Here is a 14,597-nt window from a genome sequence, read left to right on the forward strand (position 1 = left end):
CCGCCCGACGTATCGCCTCGTAGGACAGGACCAGGCCGACTTCGCCCCGGTGGGCGCAGGCCCACCCCACCCGAGCAACAGGAGCCCCCATGAACTTCACCATCCACGAACCGGCACCCGCCAACGTCGAACCGGAATTCGACTGCATTTTTTGCGAAAAACCGGCCCTGCGGTCCTCGGAAGCGGGCAGCACGGCCACGACCCGCACCGTGGAAGTGTTCTGCCGCCACTGCGGGGCCCGCAAAACCGTGACCACCCGGCTGTCCGCCGACGGCCAGCGCTGGGAACTGGCCGACTGACGGGCGGCCCACCGCCGGCCCGCCGCCGGGCCACCATCGGGCCAGGGCGCGGGCCAGGGCGCAGGCCAGGGCGCAGGGCGCCGCGACGGCGTCACGGCGCCCGTGCCTCAGAACGTATAGGTAAAGCCCAGGGCCGCTTTCCAGGCATCCTCGGCCTTGTGCGCCAGGCGGGAACCCCACACGCTGGTCTGGAACGCCCCGGGATGGGCCCAGCCGGTTTCCACAACCAGGGCCAGGTTTTCGTACAGCTTGTACTTGCTGTCGAAATTGAGTCCCACGATCCACTCGTTGACCGTCAGGTCGCGGCCCATGACAAACAGCGGATTGCTGCCGAGGATGGCGTTGGCGTCGCGGATGGCCCGGGGCGCGTTGTTGCCCCGCACGTACACGGCGGTCAGGCGCTGTTCCAGGCTGTCCAGGAACTTGACCTTGTTGATGGAGACGCCAAAGCCCCAGTTCCCGGCCGGGCTGACGGTCATGTTCGAGCCCTTGCCCAGTTCCTGGCCGCCGTCGAACAGGAAGCTGTTGCCGGCGTTCCAGGCCTGGGTGCTCTCCTTGTCGTCGTAATGCCCAGGAAAATAGACCGGCAGGCGCTCGGAGCCGTTGCGCATGGAGCTGTCCTCGCCGGTGGACCACCAGCCGAAGGCCTGGGGCACGAACCAGCCGAAGCCCACGTACTCGGCGGCCGCGTCCACGAACCAGCCCCGGCGCTGGTTTTTCTGGTACTCGTTGAGGCCCACGTGGCCCCACAGCACGTCGGCGTAGAACCGGAAGGGATCGAGGGCCGTCAGCTCCAGGGGCAGGCCGGCCCACAGCACGTTGATGAAGTTGTCCTTCCAGCCGGCCGGCGACTGGGCCAGCAGCCCGGCCGATATGAGCCCCTCGGCCCAGCCGCCCTCGGTGATGTAGTAGGCGCCCTTGCCGCCCACGGAGAAGTCGAAGAACGGCTTGGCGGTAAACCCCTCCAGGGTGACGGGCAGGATGAGGGCGTAGCCTTCCTGGTTGCGGTAGACCTCCTGGAGGTTGGGCTCGTAGGTCCGGGCGCTGGCGATGGTGCGGGTGTAGGCGAGCACCAGGGTCAGCCGGTCGGGCACAAGCGGCGCCGTCACCACCAGGCTCGTGGCCTTGGCGTCGAAAATGGGGCTGCCGTTGAAAAACGAACTCTGGGTGAAGCCGCAGGGCTGGAGCCCGGCCGTGACCTGCACGGCGCTGTCGGGCCATTTGAATTGCAGGTAGGCCTCGTAGACCTCCAGGGAGGCGGTCGGGTTGGCGGCGGTCAGGGTGCCGTGGCCCCAGACGTCCTCCACCTTGACGCCCAGGCGGAACTGCACCGCCTCGTTGGCCCGGAAGTCCGTGCGCAGGCGGAAGCGTTCCCAGATCTGGAAGCGCTCCTCGGTGCGCACCCCGGCCGGGCGCCAGGTCGGCGTTTCGCTGGTCCAGTAGGGGTTGTTCCAGCCGGTGAAGTTGCGGTTGGCGAAAAAGTCGCCGTAGACCCGGGCATCGCCGGTCATGCGCACCTCGGTCGCGGCCAGGGCCCGGCCCGACCCGGCCAGGCCGGCCAGGACGACAATAACGGCAAGCAGTCCCAAACGTCGCATATCCCCCTCCTTTGCAGGTTTCCATCCGCCGGGGACGGCGCGCGACGGCCGCTTGGCGCAACAATCCCCACCGCCCGTCCCGCGCGGACAAGCCCGAAAAAACCCCTCCCCTTCGGGTGCGAACCATGAACCCTGCCGCGGGGAGCCCCACGGCCTCGATGCGAATGGCGCGGGCGCCGGTTTCGGCTGCCCAGCCGGCGCAAGGGCGCCGCTTTAGCCCCGGCCGCCGGCGCGAGGACGCCGCTCTCGGCTGCCCCCACCGGCGCACGGGCGCCCTCAGGCCATGCAAGAAGGGCTCGTCCGGCGTCGCGTCACGAACGTCGACCCATCGGTTGGCACCATGGCTGTGCGCCGGCGCGGCGATGGGACGAGCCCTTGTCGGATGGCGGGGCCGCGGCCCCGTCGCGGCCCGGCGGACGCGGCCGGCCAGGCCGCCGCGTCCGCCGGCAGGCGTGCCTTACAGCGCGCCGGTGTAGATGTCCGCGATGTCCTTGTCCGTGGCGCAGCGCGGGTTGGTGTACTTGCAGATGTCCTTCTGGGCGTTGGCGGTCATGGTCGGGATGTCGGTGGCCTTGACTTCCTTGCCGTAGCGCTTGCCCAATTCCACCAGGGTGGCCGGGATGCCGACGTCGGCGGAGAGCTGGCGGATGGCCTTGAGCGCCAGTTCGGCGGCGTCGCGCGGCGACAGGCCGGCCGTGTTCTCGCCCATGATCTGGGCCATCTCGGCGAACTTCTCGACCTTGGCGATCAGGTTGAACTGCTCCACGTGGGGCAACAGCAGGGCGTTGCATTCGCCGTGGGGCAGGTTGTAGAAGCCGCCGAGCTGGTGGGCCATGGAGTGCACGTAGCCGAGGCTGGCGTTGTTGAAGGCCATGCCGCCGAGGTACTGGGCGAAGCACATGCCTTCCCGGGCCGTCAGGTCCTGGCCGTTGGCCACGGCCTTGCGCAGGTACTTGAACACCAGCTTGATGGACTCGATGGCGCAGGCGTCGGTCATGGGGTTGGCGATGGTGGACACGAACGCCTCCACGGCGTGGGTCAGGGCGTCCATGCCCGTGGCGGCGGTCAGCGCCGGGGGCATGCCGACCATGAGCACCGGGTCGTCGATGGCGATGCCCGGGGTGATGCGCCAGTCGGCGATGGCCATCTTCACATGGCGGGAGGTGTCGGTGATGACCGCGAAGCGGGTCATTTCCGAGGCCGTGCCGGCGGTGGTGTTGACGGCCAGGTAGGGCATCAGCGGCTTGGTGGCCTTGTCGATGCCTTCGTAGTCGTGGATGGCGCCGCCGTTGGAGACGAGGAGCCCGATGCCCTTGCCGCAGTCGTGGGAGGAGCCGCCGCCCAGGGTGATGAGGCTGTCGCAGCCGTTTTTCTTGTAGATTTCCACGCCGTCGTGGACGTTTTTGTCCGTGGGGTTGGGCACGGTCTCGTCGTAGACGACGTAGGGCATGCCGACGGCGTCGAGCAGGTCGGTGACCTGCTTGCAGATGCCCACGGCCACCACGCCCTTGTCCGTGACGAGCAGCGGTTTGCTGCCGCCCAGGGCCTTGATCTTCTCGGGGATCTGCTTGGAGGCGCCGATACCGATCAACGTGACGCTGGGGATGAAAAAGCCGTAGACTTGCTCTTGAACTGCCATGACATCCTCCGAAGTTGTTGATTCCTGTTGTCGCAATAAATCCATTTTCCAGCCGCCGTCAGGCGGAAAGGTCGATTATTGGACGCAACGCACGACAATAGAGGCATGAGTATCTCGTTTTCACTTCTTGTTTCCGGCGTTATACATGAGCGTTTCCCCATCCGCTGAAGCCGCAACGGAAGGCGTACCACCGGATACCGTCTCTCGCCTATGCGCAACATCCTGCCTTGCGATCACGTTTTTAGCAAAAGCCGGACCATTCCGGCGGCATGCAGAGCTAGGCGATGATTTCCCGATATTTCAGGATAATAAGCACAGCGGGCGAAGCCCCGTCCGGGCAGGGAGTGTCCGGAAACTGGACATGTCAGCTTGACATGTGATGCCACTGGACACCCGGGCAACCCGGGGCGCCGGGCGGCCGTGACCGGCACCGTTTCGATGCCGCCGGACACCGGGGACACCCCCGGCCGGCCGGGCAAAGGCCATGGCCGGGGACGGCCGGGCCGGGGGCGGGAAGCCGATGCGTGACGGGCCGGAAACCGGCCGTGCGGGAACGCGTGGCCGGCCGGGGGCAGGCCGGGCCTGGACGTTCGCCTGGCCTCAAGCGGGCCGCACGGTCAGGGCGCCCGGAAGGTGTCCGCCGCGATGCCGTACTGCTTGAGCTTGGCGTAGAGCGTGGTGCGGGAGATGTTGAGGATCGACGAGGTGCGCCGGAAGTTGCCGCCGGTTTCGCGCAGGGTGTCGATGATCAGCGCCTTCTGGATGCGCTTGAGCGACATGGACGGCTCGCCGGCCGGGCCGCGCGGCCCCCGGGCCAGGTCGGCCACGACGTCCTGGGGCAGGTCCGCGACGTCGATGCCGTCGTCCGGGGCCACGTTGACCAGCCGCTCGATGCAGTTCTCGAGCTCCCGGACGTTGCCCGGCCAGTGGTAGGCCTCGAGCGCGGCCATGGCCTCCCGGGACAGCCGCAAATGCCGCTTGTGCAGCGCGGTGGCGAACTTCTCCAGGAAGATCCGGGTCAGCAAGGCGACGTCGCCCTCGCGCCGGCGCAGGGACGGGATGTGGATGGTCAGCACGTTGAGGCGGTAGTAGAGGTCGCCGCGAAAGGCATTGTCGCGCACGGCCGTGGCCAGGTCCTTGTTGGTGGCGGCGATGATGCGCACGTCGATGCGCTTGGCCTGCTTGCCGCCCAGGCGCGTGACCTCGCTTTCCTGGAGCAGGCGCAGCAGGCTGACCTGGGCTTCCAAGGGCATCTCGCCGATCTCGTCAAGGAACAGCGTCCCGCCGTCGGCCAGCTCGAACTTGCCCGGGCTGCCCTCCTTGAGCGCCCCGGAAAAGGCGCCGGCCACGTAGCCGAAAAGCTCGCTTTGCACCAGGTTGCGCGGCAGCGCCCCGCAGTTGACCACCACGAACGGCCCCTTGCGGCGGTTGCCGGCGTTGTGGATGGCCTGGGCGAAGAGCTCCTTGCCGGTGCCGGATTCGCCGAGCAGCAAGGTGGTGGCCTCGCTCTGGGAGGCCGCCCGGGCCAGGCGCAGGGCCTCGCGCAAGGGCGCGGCCTCGCCCACGATGTTCTCGAAGGTGTACACGGCCTTGGCCCCGGCCACCCGGGCGGCGTACTTGCGCATGCGCCGGGCCTCGCGCAGGGTGAGGATCACGCCGTCCTCGCCGAAGGGGGCGCAGGACAGGGCGCAGGTGAGCCGGCCCTCCCGCAGTTGGAAGGCCACCTCCCGGTCGTAAAAAGCCGCGCGCTCGGCCAGGATGGCCCGCAGGGCGTCGCTGTCCGGGAGGTAGGCCCGGATGTTGCCGCCGACCGGCGGGGCCTCCAGGCCCAGCATGTCGCAGGCCTGGCGGTTGATGCTGACCAGGCCGCCGTCGCGGCACAGCACGATGACGCCGTCGTCGAGCAGTTCCAGGATGCTTTTCTGGTTGCGCACGAGGCTTCGCAGCCGCAGGTGCTCCTCGATGGCGTGGGCGGCCGCCTCCACCAGGCCCATGGTGTGCTGGTGGAAGCTCTCGGTGCTGATGGCCAGGTTGAGGGCGCCGATGAGTTCGCCGGCCAGGTTGCGGATGGGGGCGGCCGCGCAGCTCAAGTAATGCAGCGAGGCGTTGTAGTGCTCCGAGCTGACGACATGGACCGGCTTTTTCTCGATGATGCAAAGGCCCATGCCGTTGGTGCCGATGGTCGCCTCGTCGCAGCGCCGCCCCGGCACGCCGTAGGGCACGTTCTCCAGGTCCTGGCTGCGGGCCGAGGCGTGCAGCACCAGCCCGGCCGTGTCCACCAGGGTGACCACGCTTTTGGAAAGGTGGATGGACAGCACGAGCTTGTCCATCAAGTGCTTGGCGCTTTCCACCAGGTCCCGGTGGCGGCTGGAGGCCAGTTCCAGGGCCGGGGTGTCGATGGGGCACAGGGCCAGGCTGTCGCCGGGCAGCCCGGCCTCCCGGCAGCGACGCCACGAGGCCTGGATCATGGGGCGCACGGTGGAGGGGTCCACGACGCCGCCGGCCTGGAAGCGCCGCCACTGGCTGGTGATGTCCGCCATGCGTTCCTGGGACAGGGGAGGATAGACGGGGCGTTCCATACGATACCATCCTGGCGCGGCGGCCCGGCCGGGCCGCCCGGCATGGGTTGCGCCCCCGGTCGCGAACCGGCTGCGGGGACCGCGTGACACGAGGATAGCAAAAAAGCCGGCGCAGGGTAAGCCGTGCGCCGCACGCCCCCCGTTTCGCCGGCCGGGCGGCTTACCCGCTGCCTCCCGCCGCCCTGTGCCGCCCGGACGGCCTATCCTCCGCCTTGCGCCGCCCGTTTCCCGGGGCCAGCCCGCCGGCGCGGCCGGCAAGGCCACTGGTGCATCCAAGCCATGGCGGCCCACCCCGGGCCTCTTGCGCTTTTGCCGCCCGCGTTGGATACTGCCCGCGGCATGGGGCTTTTGCGCCCTGCAAGAACACGCCAAGGTGCGTGCCGCCCGGACAGGCCCTTGCCGCGTCCGTGGGCGTCCACCGTGGCAGGACCTCCGGCATGAAATGCTTTTCCGTGTTGCAACGACGGTTGCTTGTCCTCACGCTGGCCGCGATCGCCAGCCTGGCCGCCTACGGGTGGCACGAATATACGGCCCTGCAACGCGACTACAAGCGCGCCGTCGCGGCGGGCGCCACCACGCCGGACCCGGGCGGCCCGCCAGGGCCATCCTTCGACGCCTACCACAACGCCGTGGCCCTGGGCTTCCGCGACGCCCTCCGGGGCGGCCGGGTCGAGGCGTTTTTCTGCAACGACTCGGTCATGGGCGGCCACACCGACGACGAGGCGCGCACCACCATCGCCGCCATGCTCGGCCCGGCCGTGGGCCTGGACATCTATCCCGTAAGCGGCGCCGGCTACGCGGCCGTGCTCTACCGCGAATACGCCGGCCTGGCGGCCACGGCGGCCAAAAAACCGCGCCTGGCCATCATCGGCGTCAACCTGCGCAGCTTTTCCGACGACTGGCTCTTCACGCCCCGCTGGGTCTACGCCGCAACCGCCGCCTACCTGCGGCTTCTGGCCGCCCCGCCCACCCCGGCCGACCTGCCGGGCTGGCTGGGCCGGGGCAAGGCCGACCCGGACGCCTTCTGGCGGCAGCGCACCGACCGGCCCCAAGCCGGCCACGAGGCGCTCTTCGCCCGCCTCAACGCCGGGCGCGACGCCCTCCTGGCCGCGGCCCCGCCGGGCCTGTCCCCCGACGAGGCCGGCCGGCGCACCCACTTCATCAACAATTACATGACCCAAATCACCCCGGACCACCCCATGCTGGCCGCCCTGTCGGAAACGGCCCAGCGCCTGGCCCGGGCCGGCGTTCCCACGGTCTTCTACCTCACGCCCATCGATGTGGAAGGCGGCCGGCAGCTCGTCGGCGAGGCGCTCGTGGCCAACGTCGCGGCCAACAGCCAATGCATCGCCGAAACGTTGCGGGGCCAGGGCGCCACCTGCCTGGACCTGTCCGCCCTTTTGCCCACGGACCGGTTCGTCGACCGCGAATACGCCTGCGAGCACCTCGACCTGGCTGGGCGCCGCCGGGTGGCCGAGGCCCTGGCCCAGGCCCTGGCCCCCACCCCCTGACGCCCGGGGCAAGGCCGGGCGCGGGGAGCGGCCCCACGCCCCACGGGAAATCACGGCGGCTTGTGCCGGGGAAACGCCGGGCGCCGGGAATGCTCCCGCGCCGCCGCCACCCCGTGCCCGGCTCTTTCGGTGTAGGGCCGGGCACGGGGATCGCCCCTTTGGCCGGGATGGCCCAGGCCCTGGCCCGGCCGCGCCATCAGGCGCCCCGGCCCCGGCCTTGGGCGGCACCGGCCGCGACGCGCTCGCGTCGAAACCGCCGCCACAACACGGCCTCGACCAGCGCCACCCCCAGGCACAGGGCAATGCCCAGGGACTCCATGACCGCCACGGCCGTAAACAGGCCGCCGGTTTCCCGCGTGACGGGGTTTCGCACCAGATGGAAGGCGCCCGTGGCCAGGGCCGTGGCCAGGTCCCAGGCCAGCACCGCCCCCCCGGCCAGGGACAACAGGCAGGCGAAGCCCAAAAGCCGGGCCAGGACCCGGGGCGGCAGGGACGGCAATGTCGCCGGTTGCTTCATGCACACTCCCCGCCCGGCCACGGCGGCGTCCTGGACCCCATGGGGCCGAGCCCGTGAAAACTGGCTTCCCTGGCGAATACCCCTGGAAAGCCGTGCCGACATCTGCCATAGCACGGGAAGAACCGTTCACACGAACCGTCGTATCATGTGCGACCGCAGTCAGCCATGGCGGATACCAACACCACCCTCGACCTCACCGGGCTTTCCGTTCCCCTGCAAGCCTTCCCCTACCTGCGCACGAACGAGCCGGAGGCCATAAACAGTGCCCTGGCAGCGAATTTTCACAACGGCTCCATCGACATCCTCAGGAAAAAATCCTTTGAAATAGTCTACAATCACTGCAACCTCGGTGCCGTCTCCTTCAATGCCGCGGCCACGAACGCGGCCTGCGCTTTCCACGGCGACAGCGATCCCCGCAGTTTCGCCCTCATCATTGTGAGCCACGGCGCGGTCGATATCCGGACCAACGGCGCGACCTTGGCCTGTCGCCCGCGCAAGGCCGCCAGCCTCCTCGATTTCGAACACCGCTCCGTCATTTCCGTACACCCCTACTACAACAACCTCACCCTGCGCTTCACCCGGCCGGCCATCGAGGAAGCCCTGGCGAAACTGAGCGGCCAGGCGCCGCGCGGGCCGCTGCGTTTCGAAAACCAGCTCGACCTGACCCGGCCCGGGCCACGCCGGCTGCTGGCCATCGTCGACCAGGTCATCGCCCTGTTCGAGCAGGACCCCGGCCTGACCCAAGAGCCCCTGCTCGTGGCCAAGTACGAACAGCTCGTGCTCACGGCCCTGCTGACCTGCCTGGACCACAACGCCTCCGCCCTGCTGCGCACCCCGCCGCCCCCCGCGCCGCCCAAGGTGGTGCTGGCGGCCGAGGCCTACATCGAAGCCAATGCCGACAAGCCCTTGCGCCTGGCCGACCTGGCCGCGCTGACCGGCCTGTCCGTGCGGTCGATCCAGCTCGCCTTCCGCAAGCATCGCGGCTACAGCCCGTCGCGCTTTTTGCGGGAATGCCGCCTGGCCCGGGCCCGGGAGATGCTGCGCCGGGCCGAGCCGGGCACGAGCCTGCTGGCGGTCTCCCTGGCCTGCGGCTTCGCCTCCCAAAGCCTTTTTTGCCGCCTCTACCGCGAACGCTTCGGGGAAAAGCCCTCCGAGACCCTGGCCAAAGGCTGACCCGCCATCGCCCCGTCCCGGGCCGATCCACCGGCCTCGCCCCGGCCACCGCAACGGGCGCTTTCGTTCTTTTTGCAAACATTGCGTCTTTGAATAAGACAACCGCTGACGCTTTCGGTATGTCTCGACCAAAATGGCGAACGCTTCCGCCAGGCAGCCAAGACGGACCGGATGTTCGCGACGACGCAACGGGAGCCGGCCCTCGCCATGCAAACCGTTGGAGCCAGGCATGCGCTACAAACTCTTCCTGTCCCTGTTCCTCGTCATCTGCATCCTCGGCGCTGTCCCGGCCAGGGCCCAATCCACCCCACCCGCAACGACCGGCGACTTCCAATGGGCGGTCATCCCCTACGCCTGGCTGACCGGCCTAAACGGCACCATCGGCGCCAAGGGCTACGACACCACGGTGAGCGCACCCTTCGTCAACCTGGCAAAGTACCTGGACATCGGGGCCATGGTGCATCTCGAGGGCCTCTACCGCGACCGCGTGGGGCTGTTCACGGACTTCAACTATTCGCTGCTCGGCGACGAGGCCTCGGGCAAGCGCGTTTCCCTGGACGGCAAGACCAGCCTCCTGCTCACCGACATCGCCGCCTTCTACCGGCTCGGCACCTTCCCCATGGGCCAGGCCGACGGCTTCCTGAACTGCGACCTGCTGGCCGGGGCGCGCATCTGGAGCCTGTCGCTTCTCCTCGACGGCGACCGAGCCCGGGGCGGGCGCAACATCTTCGAGAACCGCTCCTGGGTCGACCCCATCGTCGGCGCCCGGGCCGAGTTCCATTTCAACAAGGCCTGGATGCTGTCCCTGCGCGGCGGCGTGGGCGGCTTTTCCATCAGTTCGGCCATCACCTGGGACGCCACGGCGGCCGTCGGCTACACCTTCTGGGAGCACGGCACGCTGCTTCTGGGCTACCGGGCCGTGGGCGTCAACCACGACGAAGGCAGCGGCAAAAGCGCCTTCAAGTTCGACGCGACCTTAAGCGGCCCCATCCTCGGCCTGGCCTTCACCTTCTAGCCACGGGACCAACCGGGCTCGCGCCCGATTCGCACCACCGGCGGGGGAGGACTCAGGCGCCCCCGCAAACCCGCCGGACCGGCAGGCATGACGTTTCCGCCACCGGTGCGGCGGCAAGGACAGGAGCCCACATATGCGCAACCGCTCCCTTGCCGCGGCCTTGGCCGTGCTGTGCCTGACCCTGCTCGCCGCCCCGGCCCGGGCCGGCACGGCCATCGACCCCCAGGCCGACACCTGGCTTCGGGCCATGGCCAGCCACCTGCAATCCCTGGCGGCCTTTTCCGTCACGGAAAAAAGCCTGGTGGACCGGGTGTTCCCCAACGGCCAGAAGGTGGCCTTTGCCCACAGCACGGCCATCAAGGTCGCCCGGCCGGACAAGCTGCGGGCCGAGGCCTCCGGCGACGACGTGGCCGGGACCTGGGTCCAGAACGGCCCGGTGTTCCAGGTCTACGACGCCAAATCCAAGGCCTATGTGTCCCTGGACGTGCCGCCGCGCCTGGAGACGGCCCTGGACGCGGCCCTGGCCCGGTTGCGCCTGGTCGGCCCCATGGTCGATTTCCTGGCCGCCGACCCCTACAAGAGCATGATGGAAGGCGTGCTCGAAGCCGCCTACATCGGCCAGAGCACCGTCGGCGGCAAGCCCTGCCACCACATCGCCCTGCGCCAGCTCACCCGGGATTTCGAGCTGTGGATCGACGCCGGCAAGGCCCCCTGGCCGTTGCGCCTGGCCGTGACCGACAAGACGCTCCACGGCGATCCCCGCACCCTGGTCGAATACGCCGACTGGAAGGCGGCCTCGGGATTTCCCGCCAAGACCTTCGATTTCACGCCGCCGGCCGAAGCCGTGCGGGCCAAGGTCGTCACGCCGCCGGCGGCCGCCGGCACCAAAAAGCCCTGACGGAGGCCAACCATGGGTAGCACCATCACGCGAAAATGGGCGCGCCTGGCCGGCCTGATCGGCCTGGCCGCCGGCCTGGCCCTGGCCGTTCCCCAGGAGGGACACGCCTTCCGGGGATTTGGCGGCGGCGGCTTCCACGGCGGGTTCGGCGGCGGCGGCTTCGGCGGTTTTCATGGCGGCGGCGACTTCGGCGGGTTCCATCCGCCCGAAGGCGGGTTCCACCCCCCGGAAGGCGGCTTCGGCGGCATGGACGGCGGCTACCATCCGCCGGCCCCCGGTTTCGGCGCCATGCCCGGCATGCCCCCGGCCGGGGCCATGCATCCGCCCGCGCCCATGGGGCCGGCCGCTTTCGGCCCCGAGCCCCATCCCATGGGCCCGGCCCCCATGCCGGGTGCCTTCGGCCCGGCGCCCATGCCCGGCCCCCATCCTGGCCCCTTCGCCCCGGCCTTCGGCCCGGCGGTGCCGCCGCCGCCCGGGCCCTGGTTCGGGCCGCACCCCATCGCGCCCGTGCCGGTGCCCGTACCGGGCGTGCTCCCGCCGCCGGTCATGGCCCCGGGGGCGGTGGCGGCCGCCGCCGCCATAACGACCGCGGCCGTGGCCGCGGCCACCCTCTACGCCCTGCCTCCGGCGGCGGCGCCCATCCTCGTCAACGGCCAGACCTACTACTCCGTGGGCGACGTCTACTACCAGCCTGTGATCCAGGACGGCACCACGGTCTACGTCCAGGTCAACGCGCCGTTCTAGGCGGCGAAAACACAGCCGGGGACCCGGTCCCGTGACGTACGCCCGTCAGCCAGGCACTCCTCGGACCGACGGAGGGAAAATATGAAACACATCCTCGCCACCATTGCGGCGGCGCTTGCCCTGGCCGCCTTCGGCCTTTCCCCGGCGGCGGCCCAGATCACCGGCACGCCGGGTTCGCCGAGCGCCACCGTCACCATTCCGGGCAACCAACTGCCGGCCCCGCCCCAGAAATTCGGCGGCGTCATCAAGGACACCGCGCCCCAGTCGAAACCCTACTGGCCGGCGCGCGTCATGCCGCGAAAGGGCGCGCCCAACGTGCTTCTCGTCATGACCGACGACTCGGGCTACGGCGTGCCGAGCACGTTCGGCGGCGTGATCCCCACCCCGGCCCTGGACCGCATCGCCCAAAACGGGCTGCGCTACACCAATTTCAATTCCACCTCCCTGTGTTCGCCCACCCGGGCGGCGCTCATTACCGGCCGCAACCACCACTCGGTGGGCTTCGGCGTCATCGCCGAGCAGGCCACGGGCTACCCCGGCTACGACAGCTTCATCACCAAGGACAAGGCCACCATCGGCCGCATCCTCAAGGACAACGGCTACCGCACCTCCTGGTTCGGCAAGGACCACAACACCCCGGCTTTCCAGGCCAGCCAGGACGGCCCCTTCGACCAGTGGCCCATCGGCATGGGCTTTGACTACTTCTACGGGTTCGTCGGCGGCGACGCCAACCAGTGGGAGCCGAACCTGTTCCGCAACACCACCCAGATCTACCCCTTTCTGGGCAAACCCGGCTGGAACCTGACCACGGCCATGGCCGACGATGCCATCGACTACATGCAGCGCATCAACGCCCTGGACCCCGACCAGCCGTTCTTCGTCTACTACGTGCCCGGCGGCACCCACGCCCCCCACCATCCCACCCCGGAATGGATCGACAAAATCAGCCAGATGCACCTGTTCGACAAGGGCTGGAACGCCCTGCGCGAAGAGATTTTCGCCAACCAGAAAAAACTCGGCGTCATCCCGGCCGACGCCAAGCTGACTCCCTGGCCCGACGACCTGCTCAAGAAGTGGGACACGCTCAGTGACGACGAGAAGAAGCTCTTCATCCGCCAGGCCGAGGTCTTCGCCGCCTACGTGGCCTACACCGACCACGAGATCGGCCGGGTGATCCAGGCCGTGGCCGACATGGGCAAGCTCGACAACACGCTTATTATCTACATCAACGGCGACAACGGCACGAGCTCGGAAGGCACGCTTGTCGGCACGCCCAACGAAGTGGCCATGTTCAACGGCGTGGTCGTGCCCGTGGAAGACCAGCTCAAGTACTTCTACGACGCCTGGGGCTCGGACAAGACCTACCCGCACATGGCCGTGCCCTGGGCCTGGGCCTTCGACACCCCCTTCCCCTGGACCAAGCAGATCGCCTCGCACATCGGCGGCGTGCGCCAGGGCATGGCCATCTCCTGGCCCAGGCGCATCACCGACAAGGGCGGGGTCCGCCACCAGTTCCACCACGTCATCGACATCGTGCCGACCATCCTCGACGTCACGGGCGTCAAGCAGCCCGAGACCGTGGACGGCATCAAGCAAAGCCCCATCGAGGGCGTGAGCCTGGCCTACACCTTCGATGCCAAAAACGCCCAGGCGCCCTCCACCCACAAGACCCAGTACTTCGAGATGATGGGCGACCGGGCCATCTACCATGACGGCTGGCTGGCCAACACCAAGGTCATGCGGCCGCCCTGGGACATGGCCTCCCCGGCCAAGGACCCCATGACCTTCCCCTGGGAGCTCTACGACCTGTCCAAGGACTGGACCCAATTCCAGGACGTGGCCGCGAAGCACCCCGACAAGGTCAAGCAGATGCAGGCGCTTTTCATGCAGGAAGCCAAGAAGTACCAGGTACTGCCCCTGGACACCTCGGTGGTCACGCGCCTGATCGCGCCGCGCCCGAGCATCACCGCCGGCCGCAACGTCTTTACCTGGACCAGGCCCCTTATCGGCACGCCCAATGGCGACGCGCCGTCGCTGTTAAACACCTCCTATACCTTCAAGGCCGAGGTCGAGGTGCCCGAAGGCGGCGGCGACGGCATGCTCATCACCCAGGGCGGCCGTTTCGGCGGCTACGGCTTCTATGTGCTCAAGGGAAAGCCGGTGTTCCTGTGGAACCTGGTCGACCTCAAACGGGTGCGCTGGGAAGGGCCGCAACTGACTGCCGGCAAGCACGTGCTGGAATTCGACTTCGCCTACGACGGCCTGGGCATGGGCACCCTGGCCTTCAACAACTTCTCGGGCGTGGGCCGCGCCGGCACGGGCGTGCTCAAGGTGGACGGCCAGGCCGTGGACACGCAAAAGATGGAGCACACCCTGCCGTTTATCCTGCAATGGGACGAGTCCCTGGACGTCGGCTCGGATACGCTGACACCGGTTGCCGACGCGGATTACCAGACGCCGTTCACGTTTACCGGCACCATTGACAAGATCACCCTGACCGTGGACCGGCCCAAGCTCACGGCCGAGGACGAAAAGAAACTGGCCGCCGCCCAGCGCGCCAAAAGCAGCAGCGACTAGCGTTTCCCCAAGCGGGCCGGCGACGCCGCAGGGCTCGCCGGCCCGCT

General features: G+C 68.8%; 11 protein-coding genes. 7 read left to right on the forward strand and 4 right to left on the reverse strand.

The annotated features are described in order from the left end of the window. Positions 1-89 precede the first annotated feature (89 nt). A complete protein-coding gene (locus tag ACP59X_RS18710; RefSeq protein ID WP_428561334.1) occupies positions 90-299 on the forward strand; it encodes a hypothetical protein in 210 nt (69 codons plus the stop codon). 107 nt (positions 300-406) lie between these two features. Here the strand turns inward: ACP59X_RS18710 and ACP59X_RS18715 are convergent, their stop codons facing one another. The 3 genes from ACP59X_RS18715 to ACP59X_RS18725 form a co-directional block, all read right to left on the reverse strand. Further along, a complete protein-coding gene (locus ACP59X_RS18715; RefSeq protein WP_428561337.1) occupies positions 407-1,897 on the reverse strand; it encodes an outer membrane homotrimeric porin in 1,491 nt (496 codons plus the stop codon). 457 nt (positions 1,898-2,354) lie between these two features. Continuing rightward, positions 2,355-3,536, reverse strand: a complete 1,182-nt coding sequence (locus tag ACP59X_RS18720; protein ID WP_428561340.1) for an iron-containing alcohol dehydrogenase — start codon at positions 3,534-3,536, stop codon at positions 2,355-2,357. Between the two features lie 617 nt (positions 3,537-4,153). Beyond that, positions 4,154-6,115, reverse strand: coding sequence for a sigma-54-dependent Fis family transcriptional regulator (locus tag ACP59X_RS18725; RefSeq protein WP_428561342.1), 1,962 nt, complete (start codon positions 6,113-6,115; stop codon positions 4,154-4,156). Positions 6,116-6,552: 437 nt separating this feature from the next. Here ACP59X_RS18725 and ACP59X_RS18730 point away from each other — a divergent pair, with 437 nt between their 5' ends. Next, on the forward strand, positions 6,553-7,626 hold the full coding sequence (locus ACP59X_RS18730) for a hypothetical protein (RefSeq protein WP_428561344.1): 1,074 nt from the start codon (positions 6,553-6,555) through the stop codon (positions 7,624-7,626). A gap of 196 nt (positions 7,627-7,822) precedes the next feature. Here the strand turns inward: ACP59X_RS18730 and ACP59X_RS18735 are convergent, their stop codons facing one another. Then, positions 7,823-8,143, reverse strand: coding sequence for a hypothetical protein (locus tag ACP59X_RS18735; RefSeq protein ID WP_428561347.1), 321 nt, complete (start codon positions 8,141-8,143; stop codon positions 7,823-7,825). A 165-nt stretch (positions 8,144-8,308) separates the two neighbouring features. On the opposite strand from ACP59X_RS18735, the gene ACP59X_RS18740 reads away from it, so the two are divergent. From ACP59X_RS18740 to ACP59X_RS18760, 5 genes are all read left to right on the forward strand, one after another. Next, a complete protein-coding gene (locus ACP59X_RS18740; RefSeq protein WP_428561349.1) occupies positions 8,309-9,316 on the forward strand; it encodes an AraC family transcriptional regulator in 1,008 nt (335 codons plus the stop codon). A 229-nt stretch (positions 9,317-9,545) separates the two neighbouring features. Then, a complete protein-coding gene (locus ACP59X_RS18745) occupies positions 9,546-10,331 on the forward strand; it encodes a hypothetical protein (RefSeq protein WP_428561351.1) in 786 nt (261 codons plus the stop codon). Positions 10,332-10,464: 133 nt separating this feature from the next. Beyond that, positions 10,465-11,229: a DUF2092 domain-containing protein gene (locus ACP59X_RS18750; protein WP_428561353.1), complete on the forward strand. Its 765-nt coding sequence runs from the start codon at positions 10,465-10,467 to the stop codon at positions 11,227-11,229. Positions 11,230-11,241: 12 nt separating this feature from the next. Continuing rightward, the gene (locus ACP59X_RS18755) at positions 11,242-11,973 is read left to right on the forward strand and encodes a DUF6515 family protein (RefSeq protein ID WP_428561355.1); all 732 of its coding nucleotides are present in this window, start codon (positions 11,242-11,244) and stop codon (positions 11,971-11,973) included. A gap of 81 nt (positions 11,974-12,054) precedes the next feature. Further along, positions 12,055-14,550: an arylsulfatase gene (locus tag ACP59X_RS18760; protein ID WP_428561357.1), complete on the forward strand. Its 2,496-nt coding sequence runs from the start codon at positions 12,055-12,057 to the stop codon at positions 14,548-14,550. Positions 14,551-14,597: the final 47 nt, after the last annotated feature.

It is taken from the genome of Solidesulfovibrio sp. DCME (assembly GCF_049995385.1).
Lineage (GTDB): Bacteria > Desulfobacterota > Desulfovibrionia > Desulfovibrionales > Desulfovibrionaceae > Solidesulfovibrio.